Genomic DNA, 15,655 nt, shown 5'->3' on the forward strand with positions numbered 1-15,655 from the left:
CTCAGGCCTTCTTTCTGCGGCGCTTCTGGCTGGGACGCATCGGGGTGGCGCCGGCGGCCAGATCGTCGGCGCGCGAGAGCTGGGCGAATTCGACCAGACCGTCGATGAGCGAGGTGAGGTTGGCCTCCTTCGCCAGCACGTCGACGCGCAGCCCGTGTTCGGCGGCGGTGTTGGCCGTGGCCGGTCCGATGCAGCAGATCACCGAGGTGGGAGCGGGCTTGCCGGCGATGCCGACGAGGTTGCGCACCGTCGAGGAGGATGTGAACAGGAAGGCGTCGAAGTCGCCGGCCTTGATGGCCTCCCGGATGGGGGCCGGCGGCGGGGAGGCGCGCACGGTGCGGTAGGCGGTGACGTCTTCGACGTCCCACCCCCTCTCGAGCAGGCCCGCCACCAGCACCTCGGTGGCGATGTCGGCACGCGGCAGCAGGACCCGGTTCATCGGGTCGATGTCCGGGACGTAGTCGGGCCATTCGGCTGCGAGCCCGCGGGCCGAGTGCTCACCGGCGGGCACCAGGTCGGGGGTGATCCCCCAGTCGGACAGGGAGGCCGCGGTGGCGCCGCCGACGGCGGCGATCTTCACTCCCGAGAGCGAGCGGGAGTCGAGGCCGAAGTCCTCGAACCACATGCGCACGGCGCGGACCGCGTTCACCGAGGTGAAGCCGACCCATTCGTAGTCGCCGTCGACGAGTCCGCGGATCGCCTTCTCCATCTGCGTGGGCGTGCGCGGGGGCTGGACGGCGATCGTCGGCACGACTGTGCCGACCGCACCCAGCTCAGCCAGCGCCTCGGCGGTGGAGGTGCCCTGTTCCTTGGTCCGCGGGATCAGGACCTGCCAGCCGAAGAGCGGCTTCGTCTCGAACCAGGAGAGGTCCCCGCGGGATTCGACTCCCTGTCCCATGATCATCACCATCCGATTCCCCGTGGCCTCGGCGAAGGCCGAGGACATCGCCTGTCCCAGGTTCGTGTCGATCGTCGTCTGCTCCGTGGTCGAGATCCCCCACCCCAGCAGGACCTTCGTCTCCTCTTTCCAGCCGTCGGCGAGCAGTGCCGCGATCGCCTGCCCGATCTCATCGGCGGTGCCCGTGAGCACATGGGTGGTGTTGCGGTGCTTCGACACGTCGACGTGCGTCTGCGGTCCGGCCTCGACGAAGCGCAGGGACCGGACCCGGTTCGTCGTCAGCGCGGTGCCCGTGTAGGCGGCGGTCGCCGCCGAGAGACCGACTCCGGGCACGATCTCGACCTCCACGCCGGCCTTCCTGCACACGGCGGCCTCCGCGGTGGTGGTGGTGAAGAGGAGGCCGTCGTCGGAACTCAGCCGCACCACCGTCCGGTCGGGGCGGGCGAGCTCGACGAGCCTGCGCCCGCGCGTCGAGGCGGAGGCGCCCAGGCTCGTGGCCTCGACCACCTCGGCGGCCTGGGTGACATAGGCGGTGACGATCTCGGAGTGGACGTCGGCGTCGTAGACGACGAGTTCGGCCGAGGCCAGCAGGTCGGCCCCGCGCATCGTCATCAGGCCCGCCTCTCCGGGTCCGCTGCCGATGAACACGACGCGCGGCGAAGCAGGCAGCAGCCGCCGCGGCTGGACCTGTCCTGTTGCCACCGTCATACCTGTTCCTGCGCTTTCTTCACCGGAGTCAGATGCGCAGAGGTCTGTGCGGGGTCGATGCCGAGACGGCGGAGCAGGTCCTCGGCGGCGAGAGTGCCGAGCTCATCGGCGACGCGGGCGAGTTCCTTGCCGCCGATCGACAGCTGATGCTCGGTGCCTGTCAGATCGACTCCGGGCACGACCGGCAGCTCCATGCTCTTCCTCGTCCGGGCCAGGTGTCCCTCGTCGTCGGCCATCACGGCGTCGACGACGAGTTCGTGACCCTCAATCACCGCGAGCGCGCCGATCGGGGCCGAGCAGCCGGCTTCGGCGCGGGACAGGATCGCCCGTTCGCACGTCACGGCGAGGTCGGTCGCTTCGTCGTGGAGCTTCATCAGTGCGGCCCGGATCTCCACATCGGCGGCGAGGACCTTCTCGTCCTGGGAGTAGGGACTGGCCGCGGACCGGGTCTCGACGGCCAGAGCGCCCTGCCCGGGGGCGGGAAGCATGGTGTCGAAGTCGAGCTGGTCGGTCGCCTCGGCGAGGCGGCCGATCCGGCGGACGCCTGCGGCGGCGAGGACGACGGCGTCGAGGCGGCCCTCGCGGACGTGCGCGATGCGGGTGTCGACGTTGCCGCGGACTCCGCGGACCTCGATGTCGGGACGAGCCGCCCGCAGCTGCACCGCGCGGCGCGGCGAGCCGGTTCCGACGACGCTGCCCGCGGGCAGGTCGGCCAGTCCGAGTCCGTCGCGACCGATGAGCACATCGGCGGGGTCGACCCGGGGCGGCACTGCGGCCAGCTGGATCCCGGCCTCGGGAGTCGTGGGCAGATCCTTGAGCGAGTGCACAGCGATGTCGATGGTGCCCTGGTGGAGGGCCTGGCGAACGGCGGAGACGAAGACTCCGGTGCCGCCGAACCCGGCCAGGGGCGACATGTTGACGTCACCCTCGGTGACGACTTCGACGATCTCGACTCGCCACCCGGTCAGGGCCGCCAGCTGGTTCGCGATGGCCGTCGACTGCGACCGGGCCAGCTGCGAGCGGCGGGTCCCGAGCCGGACCGTCCGGCCCGAGTAGTGCTCGGGTTCGACGATGTCGAGGGTGTGATCGGCCACGGGGTGGAGGCCGTCGGCCTCGATGTGCTCGGAGCTGGACGCCGTGGCGACCTTCGTCTCCGGCTTGCTGATCGAATGCGCGGCCTTGATGGTGGGCAGGTCGAAGAGCTGCATCAGTGCCTGAGCATAGTCGACGTCGGTCTCCGTGACAGCCAGTTCCTTGACCTTGACGGTCGGGGTGTGGATGAGCTTCTCCGCCACTCGGTGCAGGGACTTGCGGATCTCGGCGAAGACCTTGTCATCGACGTGTTCGCCGATCTTCTTCTCCAGCCTCCCGGCCTCCGCGGCCAGCACGTCCTTGGCGTGGGTGCGCAGGGCGGTGACCATCGGGGCCACGGCGCGTTCCTTCGCCCCGGTCTGGAGCTTGCCCAGCTCCTCGTCGATGATGCCGCGGACGGCGGAGACGGCGTCGACGACCTCGGCGTCGCGGGAACGGTGAGAGTTCTTCAGGAGATTGCGGATCTCCCCCAGTCCGAGCAGGACCACGTTCTGGAACTCGCGCACGGTGGGGTCGATGTCATGGGGCAGGGCGAGGTCGACGAACGCCTTGTCCGCGGCGCCCTTGGGGTCCTGCGACAGGCCGGCGACGATGTCGTCGCGGGTGACGACGACGCCGCGGGCGCCGGTGCAGGAGACGATGATGTCCGCCGAGGCGATCTCCTCCGCCAGTGACCGCGGGGTCAGAGCCCGGGCGCGGCCACCCACCTCGGCGACGAGGCGTTCGGCCTTGTCCACCGTCCGGTTGAGAACCGTGATGTGGTTGACTCCCTCCCGGTGCAGGCCCGAGACGACCAGACCCGACATCGCACCGGCGCCGATGACCAGTGCGTTGGCGGCGCGCAGGGACCCGATGTGGGACTCCGCCGCTTCGAGGGCGGCGCTGAACAGGGACCGGGCGACGTCGTCGAGCCCGGTCTCCGAGTGCGCTCTCTTGCCGACCCGCAGAGACTGCTGGAGGGCGTGGGAGAGCTCGGAGGTCAGCGCGCCCGCGGACATCGCGTCGGTGAAGGTCGCACGCAGCTGCCCGAGGATCTGGGCCTCGCCGATGGCCATCGAATCGAGGCCGCAGGCGACCTTGAGCAGGTGCTCGAGCGCCTGGACTTCGTAGTGGGCGTAGAAGTGGCCGGCGATGTCGTGCCATTCCCGGCCGATTGCGGCCACCAGGGCGCCGCCGAGGTCGGCGAGTCCCCCGTGGAATGCCGTGACGTCGGCGATCAGCTCGAGCCGGTTGCAGGTCGAGAGCACCGCGAGGCCCTCGATGTTGCTGCCGGCCAGGGCGCTGCTGCGCAGTCCGGCGACCTCATCGGCACCGAATGCGAGCGCATCCAGCATGTCGATCGGGGCGGAATGATGGGAAATCCCCAGAACCAAGAGAGTCAATTCTTGTGCTCCTCAACTGGATCGAGCTCAACCGAATCGAGCGCTGAATAATACGCAAGTACTTGCAGCTCACTGGCCAGATCGACCTGATGCACGCGGACTGAGTCCGGGACGTCGAGCACGGTGGGTGCGAAGTTCAGGATCCCCCGCACGCCCGCCGCCACCGCGCGAGCGGTGGCGGCGGGAGCCGCGGAGGCGGGTGTGGCCATGACCACGAGGTCGATGGGCTGCGGCCACGTGTCGAGGTCGCTCATCGCCGAGACCGGCAGGGTGCCGATCGTCGTGCCGATCTTGGCCTCGTCGACGTCGAAGATCGCGATGAGGTCGAGTCCGCGGCGGCGGAATCCGGCGTAGTCGGCCAGAGCCGAGCCGAGCCGCCCGGCGCCGATGATCGCCACGGTCCGGGCCCGGTCGACACCGAGGAAGGACCGCAGGGTGGCGGCCAGGTCCGCGCATGAGTAGCCCACCCCGCGCCGGCCGGAGCCGCCGAGGTGGGAGAGGTCCTTGCGCAGGATCGACGAGGACACACCGCTGCGGGCCGCCAACGCCTCCGAGGAGACGGTGGAGCGGCCCGCCGTGGTGAAGGTCTCGACCGACTGCAGGTAAATCGGGAGTCGAGAGATGACGCTGTCCGGCACGTCCTTGCGAACGACACCGTCAATACCGTTGGCGGACAGAATCTCGCCCACTGATGCGTGTCACTCCTTCACTCGGTCTGAGGCGCACGGCGTCACACGCCGAGCGCTTCCAAGGCTCGGGACAGCCTGTCTGACTCGACGCGGTGGAAACTGTGCTGCCGACCGTTCAGCAGCACCACCGGGATGTCCCAGCCGTACTGATCCGCAAGGGCCTCATCGGAGTCGATGTCGATCTCCGTCACGGCGACCTGCCTGCCCGCGACCACCTCGGCGATCGAGGTCCTTGCGACCTCGCACAGATGGCAGTCGGCTCGAGTCAGGAACGTCAGCTCGACCACTGCGCACTCCTCCTCAGGTGACAACAAACCCCGCCGAAATCAGATTCGAGCGGGGAGGTAGGACCGTTGCCGGTCTTACTTCTTGTTGCGACGCTGGTGACGAGTCTTGCGAAGCAGCTTGCGATGCTTCTTCTTCGACATGCGCTTGCGTCGCTTCTTGATAACTGAGCCCACGCGGGTACCCCTTGCAATTGTCGGTGGAGGTGAACATCGCATGCCCACCCATTGAACTAACCGTGCAATTCTATCGCTTGGTCCCTTGCTTTCCCAAAACTGTGTCCGAATCGACTGTGCACCGCCTCGACTTCGCCCGCGACCTCAGCCGAAACAGGGGTCGGCGTCAGTCGAAGTAGGGGTCGAGGCCGAAGAACGGGAACAGGTTCTTCCGCGTCGCCATCACCGCACGGTCGAGCTCGGATTCGGGGTCGAAGCCGCCCGACCAGGCCGTGAAGTCCCCGTCGAAGCCGTCGGTCATCGACAGCGGCGCCTCCCGCCCCGTCGTCGTCTGGGCGTAATGGGCCCACCGGCCCGGGATCGGGGATCCGGGGTCGATGTCGGCGCCGGTGGCGATCGCGACGAGGTTCGTCCAGGCGCGGGGCACCACATCGAGGATCGCGTAGCCCCCTCCCCCGGTCGCCAGCCACTTCCCACCGCAGTGCTCGGCGGCGAGGTCGCGCACCCAACCGGTGGCCACCCGCATCCCGTCGACGCTCAGCCGCATATGGGTGAGCGGGTCCATCCGGTGCCCGTCGCAGCCGTGCTGGGAGACGATGACCTGTGGGGCGAACTCGCGGACGAGGGCGGGGACGGTCGCGTCGAAGGCGCGCAGCCAGTCCGCGTCGCCGGTGCGCGGCGGCAGGGCGATGTTCGCCGCCGAGGCGGCCGCTCGCAGCCCCCCGATGTCGGCGGGGAACCCCGAGCCGGGGAACAGGTACTTGCCGGATTCGTGCAGCGAGATCGTCAGTACCCGGGGGTCGTCCCAGAAGATCTTCTCCGGCCCGTCCCCGTGGTGGGCGTCAAGGTCGATGTAGGCGATGCGTTCGTAACCGGCGTCGAGGAATTCGGTGATCGCGCCGGCGATGTCGTTGTAGACGCAGAATCCGCTCGCGCTGCCGGGCATCGCATGGTGCATCCCGCCGCTGAAGTTCACCGCCCGGTCGTAGTCGCCGCCGATGATGGCGCACGCTGCGTCGACGGACCCCTGGAAGAGCATCGCCGAGGCGGTGTGCATGTTCTCGAAGCTCGGGACGTCCTCGGACCCGATCCCGTACTTCGCGGAATCCTCGGCGTCGAGTCCCTCGGGGGCGCCGGCCTGCCGCACCGCTGCGATGTAGTCGGCGTCGTGGATGCGGGCGAGCTTGCCCTCGTCGATCGGGCCGACCGGCTGAACATGGACGTTGCCTAAGTCGAAGAGCCCGAAGTCCATGGCCAATCGGGCTGTGAGGTCGAGCCTCAGGGGGTGCATGGGGTGCGTGGGGCCGAAGTCGTACCCGGTCACCGCCTCGTCCCAGACGACGTACACATCGCGATTCGCCATGCCGCCAATGCTATACGTCCGGTGTCGGGTATGGTGCAGCTCACTGGGCCCCGGCGCAATCGGCCGCGCCCACCGGGGTCCGGCAGGTGCGGATCGCCCGGCCCGTCGGGGTTCGTCCGCGGCGGATCGCCCGACTCGGGTGGCCCGGCTTCGGCGGCTGCCGTTCTACCATGGAGTCTGTGTCCAAGAATTCCCAATTGACCTGGGACCGGGTGCTGCGTCCCGGTCGCTGGGTGCGCGACGTCGTCGACCAGCTGGCTGTGGCCTCCCCCGCCCGTCTGGCGATCGGGTCGTTCGTCGGGGTGGTGGCGCTCTTCGCGATCCTGCTGATCCTGCCGGCGAGCATGCGCGACCCCGACTCCGTCTCGCAGTCGAAGCACATCGCCAACGCGGTGTTCGTCGCGGTCTCCGCCGTCTGCGTCACCGGACTGACACCCGTGGTCACCGAGGAGTACTGGTCCGACTTCGGGATCTCGGTCATCACCGCCGGCATCCAGGTCGGCGGACTCGGAATCCTCACCCTCGCCTCGCTGCTGGGCATGGCGGTCTCCCGTCGCCTCGGCGTCAGGCAGCGTCTCATCGCACAGCAGGCCACCTCGGCGCTCAATCTGGGGCAGGTCGGCACCCTGCTGAAGACGGTCGTGTTCACGATCCTCACCGCCGAGGCGATCATCGCCGTCCTCCTCTTCCCGCGGTTCCTCTTCCGCGGTGAGAGCGTCGGGGATGCGCTCTGGTACTCCGTGTTCTATGCGATCTCCGCGTTCAACAACGCCGGGTTCACGATCCACCCGGGCGGGGCGGCCTACTTCGCCGACGACCCGTGGATCCTGTCCCTGATCATGCTCGGGGTGTTCGTCGGGGCCCTGGGCTTCCCGGTGGTGCTCATGGTCGCCATGCACTGGAACCGTCCCAGCCGCTGGGATCTGCACACGAAGCTGACGCTGACCACCACCACGGCAGTGCTGGTGGTCGGGATGCTGCTGCTGCTGCTCTTCGAATCGTCGAACCCGGCCACCCTCGGGGACAAGAACGCCGGCCATACGTTCGTCGAAGTCCTCTTCATGTCGGTGATGCCGCGCTCGGGCGGGTTCTCGACGATGGACGTCGCGGACATGAATCAGTCCTCGCACCTGCTCATGGACCTGATGATGTTCATCGGCGGCGGCTCGTCGTCGACGGCCGGCGGAATCAAGGTCACGACCGTGGCCGTGCTCGTCCTCGCGGCCTACACCGAAGCCCGGGGCATGCAGGACGTGCACGTGTTCGGCCGGCGCCTGACCGAATCGACGATCAAGCTCTCGATCTCGATCCTCCTCGCCGGCGCCACGATCGTCTTCGTCGGCACCCTGATCATGCTGCAGATCAGCGAGGAGCCGCTCGACATGGTGCTGTTCGAGGTGATCTCGGCGTTCGGCACCGTGGGCTTGAGCTCCGGGGTGTCGGCCGCAGCGCCCGAATCAGGGCTGTACTGTCTGTCCGTCCTCATGCTGATCGGGCGGCTCGGTACGATTACACTGGCGGCAGCCCTGTCGATGCAGGACTCCATGCGCCTGTACCGCTACCCCGAAGAAAGGCCCGTCGTTGGCTAGCGAACACTCCTCCATCCTGGTCATCGGACTCGGCCGGTTCGGTTCCGCGACTGCGGCAACCCTGACCCGGCTGGGCCGCGAGGTGATGGCGATCGAGCACAGCGCCGAGCTGGTCAAGGAATGGAGCGGGAAGCTCACCCACGTCGTCGAGGCGGATTCCACGAACATCGAGGCACTGCGGCAGGTGGGCGCGGGCGACTTCTCCACCGCCGTGGTGGGCATCGGCACCTCGATCGAGGACAGTGTGCTCACGACGGCCAACCTCGTCGACCTCGGCGTCGGCCAGGTGTGGGCCAAGGCGATCTCCCCCTCGCACGGCAAGATCCTCCACCGTATCGGCGCCCATCACGTCCTCTACCCCGAGTCGGATGCCGGCACCCGCGTCGCCCACCTCGTGAGCTCTCGGATGATGGAGTACATCGAGTTCGACGAGGGCCACTTCGCGGTGGTCAAGATGCGGCCCCCGCGCGAGATCCAGGGATTCACCCTGGGCGAATCGAAGGTGCGCGACAAGTACGGCGTGACGATCGTCGGCATCAAGAGCCCGGGCCGCGACTTCACCTACGCCGAGCCCACGACCCGCGTGGGCAAGCAGGACCTGCTCATCGTCGCGGGCCATGTCGAGCTGCTCGGCCGCTTCGCCGGAAGGCCGTAACGGGCACCGCCGCGAGTCGGCGGCGGGGCGCCGCGGGCTGGCGGCGGGGCGCTGCGGGCTGGCGGCGGTGCGCATTCTGTCGGCAGGCTTTCCTCAAATCGTCAATCAGAAGTCAATTCTCCAGCGAGAAATCTGGCCGCCCCGCAATTTGGGAGACAGAGATTGCTTCGACAGCGACAAGTTCCTGTCGAAATGATTTCTGATTCCCAGCTGCCGCGGGCCGAGGTGCTCCTCGAGCAACCGATCTGCCGACCGAGCAGCTGGTCCCAGTGAAGGAGCGCAACAGATCGCGGCGGAGCTGGTTCGCCGAATCGCTCGGGCGCGCAAGCGGTCTCGAAGCGGACTTGCGCGTGGAAACATGTGGACTGAAGACCGGCTCGATGCCCAACGGCCGAAGAACGTTATGACGGTCCTCCATACGGCAGCCGGGGCGACAGCCGATTTTCTTCGGAGTTGGACATCGCATGCTGTGGAGACCGTTTCGACTTATGCGCGATCGGGCTGTGGAAGAACTGCAACGTTCCACAGGCCTCATGCGAGCGGTTCGCAGCCATCTGAGAATCGTCGAACATGGACAGCATGTACAACGTCGTCGCCACCCGAGAGCTCAATGCCGCGGGAGTGCCGAGCCCGATCATCAGACAAGCCCTCGGGTGCTGCCTGCTCAAGCTCTCCTACGGTGTCTACACCGTCGTCAGAATGTGCGCCGACCCACGCCATACCCGGCTCCGACAGTTCGCAACCGACGCCGAATGGCTCCGGATCAACGAGGAACATCGTGCTCGTGAGAATGCGTTCGACTTCGAATATGCGGCACTGCTGTACAAACTCAAAGCGTCGTCATACCCGCACTACAACGCGGACGATGTCCTCTTCGGGCTGACAGCGGCGGTCCTACACGATCTGCCTCTGTTCCGCCCTGCTCTCAATCACATATTCGTGGCTCATCCGACTTCGCATTCGTCCGGACCGCTGGTGAAGAGGCGCGTTCAGCGCATCGATGAGTCGGACGTCGTCACAGTGGGCAAGATGCGGGTGACCACCTCGACGAGGGCATCGCTTGAACTGATCGCCCAGATCGGCGAGACCGCTGCCTATCCCGCGATCGAACATGTCGTACGCCTGCTCGTATTTAGCAGCGCGGAAGCCGCCGATCGTGCAGCACGACGCGGCTACCCCTCGGATATCGCCGACCGGACCAGGGCCGTGATCGAACGCAGTATGCGGCCGGTCGCGCTGCGTCTGCGCAAAGGACAGCAACGCGCACTTCAGCTCCTCGACAGCGCGGATTCCCGCTCGGAGAGCTACGCGGAGAGCCGATGCGCACTGAATCTGAGGATGCTGAGAATCGTCGGGTTCGAACCACAGGTCGACGTCTTCGAGGGGAGCCGATGGATCGCACGAGTCGACTTCATGCACCGAGAAACAGGGACGATCCTGTTCATCGACGGCACGACCAAGTACGTGCACAACGGCTTCGCCCTGATGCGGAAGGAAGCCGCCCAGCACAATGCCCTGACGTCGCTCGACTATAGGGTTCTTCGCTTCGGCTTCGACGACACCATCGACCTGGAGCGCTTCGCCACCATCCTCTTCAATCAGGCACCCGAGCTCCGAAGGCATATCGGACGCTGATTTCCCGACATAGGGCGCTCAGAGGTTCGTCGCTGTTCCAACTTCGTACCGAGACGTGATTTTTGCAAACACTTGTCATTGGCAGTTCTACTTCCGCTTGCAGGAACGAGTCACCGCCGAACTTCTCCCTGTCGAGACCTCTTCTGACTGCCGGATTCGGCATCCGTGAGGGCAGTTCGCTTCGGCATCCGTGAGGACAGTTCGCTTCGTTGACAGTTTGCTTCGGCATCACTGAAGGCAGCTCGCTTCGTTGACAAGTCGCTTCGGCTCGGCGGGCGGGACGAAAGCGAGTCGCGGCGGCACCGGCAGGGTGAATCGATCACACTGCCGGCGCCGCCGGACCGCGCCGCGAAGCCGCCCGCCGGTCTAGTGCTCGACGGCCTTCTCGGCGCCGAAGCCGGTGTGGGCGCGGACGTCCATCTCGGCGGCCAGCTCCGGGCTCTCGATGGTCCGGTCGGTGACCGACCCGAGCCAACCGAGGATGAACCCGAGCGGGATCGAGATGATGCCGGGGTTCTTCAGCGGGAAGAGGACGAAGTCGGCGCCCGGGATCATCGCGTCGGGATTGCCGGAGACGACGGGCGAGAACGCGATGAGCAGGACCGCCGCGCCGAGTCCGCCGTAGATCGACCACACGGCCCCGCGGGTCGTGAACCGCTTCCAGAACAGCGAGTAGATGATCGTCGGCAGGTTCGCACTCGCGGCCACGGCGAAGGCGAGCGCGACGAGGAACGCGATGTTCTGCCCCTGCACGCCGATGCCGCCGATGATGGCCACGGCACCGATGACAATGACGGTCCGGCGCGCGATCTTCACCTCCGCGTCGGGGTCCTCGACCTTGCCCTTCTTCATGTAGTTGGCGTAGATGTCATGGGCGAACGACGCCGCCGCTGTGATCGCCAGCCCCGCCACCACCGCGAGGATCGTCGCGAACGCGACCGCCGAGATGAAGCCCATGAGGATCGGCCCGCCGAGGTAGAGCGCCAGCAGCGGTGCCGCGGAGTTCACTCCGCCGGGAGCGTTCTTGATCGTCTCGGCGCCGACGAGAGCCGCCGCACCGTAGCCGAGCACGAGGGTGAAGAGGTAGAACGCACCGATGAGCCAGATCGCCCAGACGACGGACCGCCTGGCCTCCTTGGCCGTGGGCACGGTGTAGAAGCGCATGAGCACATGCGGGAGACCGGCGGTGCCGAGCACCAGCGCCAGCGCCAGGGAGATGAAGTCGAGCGGGTTCGCGCCGTACTGCAGCCCGGGGTTGAGGACGCCTTCGCCCACCCCCGCAGCCGCGTTGTCCACTGCCGCCCCGAGCAGCGTCGAGAGGTTGAATCCGTTGAGGGCGAGCACCCACACCGTCATTGCCGCGGCGCCGAGGATGAGCAGGATCGCCTTGACGATCTGCACCCAGGTGGTGCCCTTCATTCCGCCGACGAGGACGTAGATGATCATCAGCGTGCCGACGACGGCGATGACGAGCGACTGTCCGAGCTTGCTGTCGATGCCCATGAGCAGGGAGACGAGACCGCCGGCGCCGGCCATCTGCGCCAGGAGATAGAAGAAGCACACCGCCAGGGTCGAGATCGCGGCGGCCATCCGGACCGGACGCTGTTTGAGACGGAAGGAGAGCACATCGGCCATGGTGAACTTGCCGGTGTTGCGCATCAGCTCCGCGACGAGCAGGAGCGCCACCAGCCAGGCGACGAGGAAGCCGATCGAATAGAGGAATCCGTCGTAGCCGTTGACCGCGATCGCACCGCAGATGCCGAGGAACGATGCCGCCGAGAGGTAGTCACCGGCGATCGCGAAACCGTTCTGCGGGCCGGTGAACGACCGACCGCCGGCGTAGTAGTCGGAAGCGGTCTTGTTGTTCCTGCTCGCACGCAGGACGATGAACATCGTGACCGCGACGAAAGCGGCGAAGATCGCGATGTTGAGAACCGGGTTGTTCTCGACCTCGGTCGTCGCCTGGGAGACGAGGCTGGCTGTCAGAGTCATGGCTGAACTCCCTCGGATTCGCGTTCGAGCCGGTCGCGGATCTCCGCTGCGGGAGGATCGAGCTTGTTGTTGGCGAACGAGACGTAGAACATCGTGATGGCAAAGGTCGAGACGAACTGCAGCAGCCCGAGGATCAACCCGACGTTGATGAGTCCCACGACTTTCGTCGACATGAAGTCGTGGGCGTAGGTGCTGAGAATGACGTACAGGAAGTACCAGGCGAGGAACGCGATCGACAGTGGGACGACGATCGAGAATCTCTTGCGTTTGAGCGCTTTGAACTCCGGATTCTCCTCCTCGGCGAGGAAATCGATGGGAGCGCGGGCATGGTCGGACATCGTTGTTTCTCCATTCGCGTATCCGCAGAGTGCGTGTGACTCGTGTCACTTGAGCTCCAGCTAACCGTCAAGCGGTCTCAACGAATACCTCCGAAAGTTGGTAATCTCGGACGCATGCCTGCCATGACGAAAGAGGATCGGGCGCTGAAGGCCGAATCCCGCCGACTGTTCGCCGAGGCGATCGAGTCCCTTCATCGTGCCGGAACCGGGGACGTCGTCTTCGGCGGAATGGTCGAAGAGGGCGCTGTGTCGGTCGAAGCGGTGGCCGGCGGCAACGACGGCCGCCTCGGCCAGCTCATCGTCGGAACCGGCAAGGGACTGGGCGGTCGTGCGATGACCGAAGGCACGCCTCAGCTGACCAGGGACTACGGCGTCGACCCGTACATCACTCATCATTACGACGAAGAGATCCTCGGCGAGGGGATCGAAGTGCTCATCGCTGTGCCCACCCTCTACGGGGGCGAGGTCACCGGGATGGTCTACTGCGGTCACCGAATGGGCTTCGACGTCGCAGCCCCGCACACGGGCGACCTCGTGCGCCGCGTCCGGCAGCTGTCGGAGGACCTCGGCCGCCTGGGCCGTCCCGTCGCGACTGCGCCTCCGGCGCGTGCGGCCGACCTGCACGCGGGTCTCGACACCTCGAGCCGGGAGGCGCTGCGTCACACCTATGCCGAGCTGCGTGCGATCAGGTCCGGCGTCATCGACGACCAGACCCGGGACAGGCTGGCCGCGGTCGAGAGCCGACTGGCCGACATCCTCGCCGCGCAAGCTGCCGGTCCCGAGCCGGCGACCGCCCCATCGGTGCGGCTCTCACCGCGAGAGGTCGACATCCTCTCCCACGTGGCCCTGGGCTGGCCCAACGGCCGCATCGCCGAGGCGCTCGGACTGCGCGAGTCGACGGTGAAGTCCTACCTCAACACGGCGATGGTCAAGCTCAGCGCGGGAACCCGGCACGAGGCCGTCTCCCGCGCGAGGGCCGTCGGCGTCCTGCCCTGAGCAGGAGCGCAGGTCAGCCCGAGCTCAGCCGACCGAGGCTGCGTTCTCGGCCTCCATCTCCAGGGAGCGGTCCGCGGCGGCCTTCACCGCCGCCTCGGCGATGGAGAAGATCCCGGAGTCGATGAACGTGTCGAGGGCGGCCAGCGTCGTCCCTCCCTTGCTGCTCACGGACTTGCGCAGCGACGCGGGGTCCGGGTTGTGCGTCATCAGTCGACCTGCGCCGTCGGCGGTGGCGACGACCATCTGCTTGGCGGTCTCCTCGCTCAGCCCCAGCTTCACTCCGGCGTCGATCATCGCCTCGGCGAGGAGGAAGAAGTAGGCGACCCCGGACCCGGAGATCCCGGTCATGGCGGGGATGTCGGATTCCGGCATCGGAACGACGAGGCCGGCACCGGACAGGAGCTCCTGCAGGGTCGACGCGTTCGCCTCGGTGACGGAGTCGTCGGGGGCCAGGGCGATGACGCCGTGGCCGATCGCACTGGGCGTGTTCGGCATGATCCGCACGATGGGGCTGCCCGGAGCGAGCCGCTGGAGGTCGGCTGTGGCGACCCCGGCGGCCATCGACACGAGCACGGTGTCGGGTGAGAGCGCGGGAGCGAGGTCGCGCACGGTCTCGGCCATCATCCACGGCTTGACGCCGAGGAAGATGAAGTCAGCGCCGGTGGCGGCCTTCCGGTTGGCCTCCGGATCCTCCTCCACCGAGGTGATCGCCGCGTTCGGGAGGTCGCTCGACAGGGCCTGCGCGGAAGCGGACGAGTTGGTGGTGGCGCGGACGTCGAGGCCCGGGTCGTGGTCGAGGATCCCCGTGAGGAGGGCTCTGCCCATGTTTCCCGTGCCGATGGAGGCGATGATGGTCAAATCAGATTCCTTTCGGATCCGGCCTGTTCGCCGGGCTCGACTTGCGTGTGCTGACGTGACTGCGGTGCGCGTCGGGAGGCCCGTTGAGGCCCAGATGCCGCTTCGCGAATGCCAGCGAGTCCGCCAACATCTGCTCCCGGGTCGCCTTCTTGGCCACGAACCGGGTGTTGACCTCGACGACGATATCACCCGACCAGTTGTGCTTGGCGAGGTACTGCAGGGTTTCGGCGACCGGCATGTTCCCGGTGCCGGGCACGAGATGTTCGTCCTTGAGGGATCCCGAGCCGTCGGTGAGATGGACATGGCGGAGACGGTCGAAGATCTCCTTGACCGTCTCCACGGCGTTCATCCCCGCCGTCGAGGCATGGGAGAAGTCGAAGGTCATCGCGTCGTAGTCCTCGTCGAGCGGGTTCCAATCGGGGTAGTAGACGAGGATCTCGCGCAGTCCTGCGCGCCAGGGATACATGTTCTCCACCGCCAGGACGATCCCGGTCTCCTCGGACACCTGCCGGACCCCGTCGACGAACCCCCTCGCGTACTCGCCCTGCCAGCGGAACGGCGGATGGAGCACCACGGTGGTGGCCCCGACGTCCTTGGCGAGGTTGGCGGTGATCCGCAGCTTCTCCCAATGGTCCTTGTGCAGGACGCGGGGCAGGAAGAGCAGAGTCGGCGCGTGAATGGACATCACCTCGAGGCCGGTGTCGGCGGCGAGGCCGGTGATCAGGTCGACGTCGCGGGTCTCGGCGTTGTGGGTGACCATGATCTCGACGCCGTCGTAGCCGAGCGCCGCGGCCTGGGTGAACGTCTCCTCCACGGTCATCGGGGAGACCGAGGAGCTGGAGAGGCCGATCCGGATCGGATGGTCGGAGATGTGGTGAACCTCGTGCTCGTACACCGCGCGGTTGGCGAAATACTCCCGGTGTCGGCGCGAATTGGACCGCGCCGAGTTCTTGGCGGTGAAAACCTTGCGCTTTGACTTGCTCACGTCGCCTATTTTAA

General features: G+C 66.9%; 14 protein-coding genes. 4 read left to right on the forward strand and 10 right to left on the reverse strand.

Annotated elements, in window-relative coordinates; translation table 11 throughout:
- Nucleotide 1: 1 nt before the first annotated feature.
- From RIT73_RS02800 to RIT73_RS02825, 6 genes are all read right to left on the reverse strand, one after another.
- Nucleotides 2-1,606 (reverse strand): uroporphyrinogen-III synthase, encoded by a 1,605-nt coding sequence (locus tag RIT73_RS02800; RefSeq protein WP_309130530.1) that lies wholly within the window; start codon nucleotides 1,604-1,606, stop codon nucleotides 2-4.
- Entirely contained in the window at nucleotides 1,603-4,080 is a 2,478-nt protein-coding gene (gene hemA / locus RIT73_RS02805; protein WP_309130531.1) for a glutamyl-tRNA reductase, read from the reverse strand. The genes RIT73_RS02800 and hemA overlap by 4 nt, the downstream gene beginning before the upstream one ends.
- Nucleotides 4,077-4,769 carry a redox-sensing transcriptional repressor Rex gene (locus RIT73_RS02810; protein ID WP_309130532.1) on the reverse strand — a complete coding sequence of 231 codons (693 nt, stop codon included), beginning with the start codon at nucleotides 4,767-4,769 and terminating at the stop codon, nucleotides 4,077-4,079. Before RIT73_RS02810 ends, hemA begins: the two co-directional genes overlap by 4 nt.
- Before the next feature lie 41 nt (nucleotides 4,770-4,810).
- A complete protein-coding gene (locus RIT73_RS02815; protein ID WP_309130533.1) occupies nucleotides 4,811-5,056 on the reverse strand; it encodes a glutaredoxin family protein in 246 nt (81 codons plus the stop codon).
- Between the two features lie 75 nt (nucleotides 5,057-5,131).
- Complete coding sequence (locus tag RIT73_RS02820) at nucleotides 5,132-5,230, reverse strand: 30S ribosomal protein bS22 (RefSeq protein ID WP_005504750.1); 99 nt, start codon at nucleotides 5,228-5,230, stop codon at nucleotides 5,132-5,134.
- 166 nt (nucleotides 5,231-5,396) lie between these two features.
- Nucleotides 5,397-6,593 (reverse strand): acetoin utilization protein AcuC, encoded by a 1,197-nt coding sequence (locus RIT73_RS02825; RefSeq protein ID WP_309130534.1) that lies wholly within the window; start codon nucleotides 6,591-6,593, stop codon nucleotides 5,397-5,399.
- A 170-nt stretch (nucleotides 6,594-6,763) separates the two neighbouring features.
- Here RIT73_RS02825 and RIT73_RS02830 point away from each other — a divergent pair, with 170 nt between their 5' ends.
- The 3 genes from RIT73_RS02830 (at nucleotide 6,764) to RIT73_RS02840 (ending at nucleotide 10,472) form a co-directional block, all read left to right on the forward strand.
- Nucleotides 6,764-8,182, forward strand: coding sequence for a potassium transporter TrkG (locus RIT73_RS02830; protein ID WP_309130535.1), 1,419 nt, complete (start codon nucleotides 6,764-6,766; stop codon nucleotides 8,180-8,182).
- Entirely contained in the window at nucleotides 8,175-8,837 is a 663-nt protein-coding gene (locus tag RIT73_RS02835) for a TrkA family potassium uptake protein (protein ID WP_309130536.1), read from the forward strand. The genes RIT73_RS02830 and RIT73_RS02835 overlap by 8 nt, the downstream gene beginning before the upstream one ends.
- A 570-nt stretch (nucleotides 8,838-9,407) precedes the next feature.
- Nucleotides 9,408-10,472 carry a hypothetical protein gene (locus RIT73_RS02840; RefSeq protein ID WP_309130537.1) on the forward strand — a complete coding sequence of 355 codons (1,065 nt, stop codon included), beginning with the start codon at nucleotides 9,408-9,410 and terminating at the stop codon, nucleotides 10,470-10,472.
- Nucleotides 10,473-10,838: 366 nt separating this feature from the next.
- Here the strand turns inward: RIT73_RS02840 and RIT73_RS02845 are convergent, their stop codons facing one another.
- A complete protein-coding gene (locus RIT73_RS02845) occupies nucleotides 10,839-12,464 on the reverse strand; it encodes a cation acetate symporter (RefSeq protein ID WP_309130538.1) in 1,626 nt (541 codons plus the stop codon).
- Nucleotides 12,461-12,802 carry a DUF485 domain-containing protein gene (locus RIT73_RS02850; RefSeq protein ID WP_309130539.1) on the reverse strand — a complete coding sequence of 114 codons (342 nt, stop codon included), beginning with the start codon at nucleotides 12,800-12,802 and terminating at the stop codon, nucleotides 12,461-12,463. Before RIT73_RS02850 ends, RIT73_RS02845 begins: the two co-directional genes overlap by 4 nt.
- A 114-nt stretch (nucleotides 12,803-12,916) precedes the next feature.
- Here RIT73_RS02850 and RIT73_RS02855 point away from each other — a divergent pair, with 114 nt between their 5' ends.
- Nucleotides 12,917-13,798, forward strand: coding sequence for a LuxR C-terminal-related transcriptional regulator (locus tag RIT73_RS02855; RefSeq protein WP_309130540.1), 882 nt, complete (start codon nucleotides 12,917-12,919; stop codon nucleotides 13,796-13,798).
- Between the two features lie 24 nt (nucleotides 13,799-13,822).
- Here RIT73_RS02855 and proC read toward each other — a convergent pair whose 3' ends face one another.
- Nucleotides 13,823-14,656: a pyrroline-5-carboxylate reductase gene (proC, locus tag RIT73_RS02860; protein WP_309130541.1), complete on the reverse strand. Its 834-nt coding sequence runs from the start codon at nucleotides 14,654-14,656 to the stop codon at nucleotides 13,823-13,825.
- Between the two features lies 1 nt (nucleotide 14,657).
- Nucleotides 14,658-15,641: a sugar phosphate isomerase/epimerase gene (locus RIT73_RS02865; protein ID WP_309130542.1), complete on the reverse strand. Its 984-nt coding sequence runs from the start codon at nucleotides 15,639-15,641 to the stop codon at nucleotides 14,658-14,660.
- Nucleotides 15,642-15,655 lie beyond the last annotated feature (14 nt).

Source organism: Brevibacterium sp. (assembly GCF_031179145.1).
In the GTDB taxonomy this organism is placed as follows: domain Bacteria; phylum Actinomycetota; class Actinomycetes; order Actinomycetales; family Brevibacteriaceae; genus Brevibacterium.